This is a genomic window from Inquilinus limosus MP06, assembly GCF_000767795.1.
In the GTDB taxonomy this organism is placed as follows: domain Bacteria; phylum Pseudomonadota; class Alphaproteobacteria; order DSM-16000; family Inquilinaceae; genus Inquilinus; species Inquilinus limosus_E.
On the sequence record NZ_JANX01000799.1, the window covers coordinates 1 to 2,134 of the forward strand.

Below are 2,134 nucleotides of genomic sequence, written 5' to 3' on the forward strand. Positions count from 1 at the left end.
ACACCGTGGTGCGCTACGCCTCGGTCACCAAGCATGTCTTCGCGGCGCTGGCTCTGTGCCATGGCGGGATCGGGCTGGAGGATTCGCTCGGCCACCTGCTGCCCTCCCTGCGCGGCGACCTGGCGGCGGTCACCGCCGGCCGGGCGCTGGACATGACCGGCGGCCTGCCGGATCTCGGCGAGACCCTGTCGCTGCTCGGCGTGCCGCAGGGCGCGGCGGTGAGCCGGGAGGAGAGCCTGGAGGTCCTGTACCGGCTCACGGATCTCAACTTCCCGTCGGGGCACGAGATCTCCTACTCCAACACCGGATACCGGCTGCTCGACGCGGCGTTGCTGCGGCGCGGCGTCGGCTTCGCCGATCTGGTGCGCGACCGCATCGCCGGGCCGCTCGGCATCGGCTTCCGGGTGCCGGAGACCTGGGTCGACCCGATCCGCGGCCTCGCCCCCGGCTACTGGAAGGGCGGCAGCGGCGCCTGGCAGCTCGCCACCTCGGGCCGGCACCTCTCGGCCTCGGGCTGCCTCACCGGCAGCCTGCACGACCTGGTGCGATGGCAGCAGGCGGTGCTGGCTGATCGCGGGCCGGGGCAGGGCGTGCTGGCCCGGCTCGGCGCCACCCGTCACCTCGCCGACGGGCGGCCGACCGGCTACGGTCTCGGCCTCGCCTGGACGCGGCTCGGTGCGCGCCGGCTGGTCGGGCATGGCGGCTCGCTGCTCGGCTACAAGACCCACTTCCTCTTGGACCCGGAGCAGGGCGTCGGCGCCGCCGTGGTCTCGAACCGCGAGGACACGGTCTCGCACGGCACGGCGCTGAAGCTGATGGCGGCGCTGCTGGGCGAGGACCTGCCGCAGCGCGGAGCCGCGATCCCGGACGGGCTGTATGTGGCCGAGCAGGGGCCGGAATGGCTGGAGCTGAAGGACGGCGTCGCCAGCTTCCTCGGCACCGGCGAGACGCTGTATCCCGGCGAGGATGGCTGGTGGGTCTCGCTCTCCGCCCATTTCCCGATGCGGCTGCGCTGGACGGGGGAGGCGGTGGAGGGCGAGATCGGCCACGCCGCGCGCCGCTTCTGCCCGATCGCGCCGGATGGCGTGCTGGACCGGGTGCAGGGCGAATGGCGCTGCCCCGAGTTCCATGCCGGCTTCACCATCGCCGGCGAAAGGCTGCAGCTGGGCGCCGGCCCGGTCCGGATCTCGGCGCCGCTGCTGCCGCTCGGCGGTGGCCGGCTGCTGGCCGAGGGCCGGGAAGGCGCCTGGCCGCTGCGCATCGGCCTGGCCGTCGACGGCGACACCGTCCGGCTGGCGCTGAACCGCAGCCGGGTGCTGCGCTTCCGGCGGGGATAGGGGGGGCGGAACGGCCGAGCGCCGCGTCCCGTTGCCTCGGCGGAGGGGGCTGCCGAGGAGACGATGCGATGCCGCAGGCCCGTCAATGGACTCTCACCGCGCTGTTCGATGCCCGGAAGGATGCGGAGGATGCGGTCGGGCGCCTGATCGCCAGCCGCATCCCGAAGGACCGGATCCGCCTGGTGCCGGGCAATGAGATCGACCCGAAGGACGATCCCGAGGCCTGGCACGAGGAGGAGCCCACGCCGCAGCAGCGCATGGGGATCCTCGAATCCCTGCGCGGCCTGTTCTTCCCGGACGACGAGCGCTTCACCTATGGCGAGCACCTCCGCCGCGGCTGCTATCTCGTCTCCGTCCAGGTCACGGATGCGGAGCATGACCGCGCGCTCGACATCCTGGACGACGAGGGCACGGTCGACATGGATGCGCGCGAGGACCACTGGCGCGCCGGCGGCTGGTCCGGCCCGGTGGTGCCGCTGAGCGCGGCCAATGAGGACGACACCCTCTGGCGCCGCGACGCGGAGCGCAGCCGGCCGCGCGTCCGCTCCTATGTCGGCGCCGTCGCCGGGGCGAACACCGCGAGCTGACGGTCTTTCCGGATGCTCCCGATCGCGCCATGATCCCCGGGCCGGGGCCCGGAAGGGGCGGCCGCCGGCGGAGCGAAAGGACATCCGATGCAACCGACCATCGCCATCATCGCCCCCGGGGCGATGGGCAGCGGCGTCGCGCGGCGCCTGGCCGACCATGGCGCCGCCGTGCCGACCTTGCTCGACGGCCGCAGCGCCGCCACCGTCGCC

Annotated in this window: 2 protein-coding genes; both read left to right on the plus strand. The window is 73.9% G+C overall.

What is annotated here, in order from left to right:
- Nucleotides 1-1,337: serine hydrolase domain-containing protein (locus P409_RS32505; RefSeq protein WP_034848379.1), on the plus strand; the 1,337-nt coding region annotated here is incomplete at its 5' end.
- A 68-nt stretch (nt 1,338-1,405) separates the two neighbouring features.
- Complete coding sequence (locus P409_RS32510) at nt 1,406-1,924, plus strand: hypothetical protein (protein WP_052121652.1); 519 nt, start codon at nt 1,406-1,408, stop codon at nt 1,922-1,924.
- Nucleotides 1,925-2,134 lie beyond the last annotated feature (210 nt).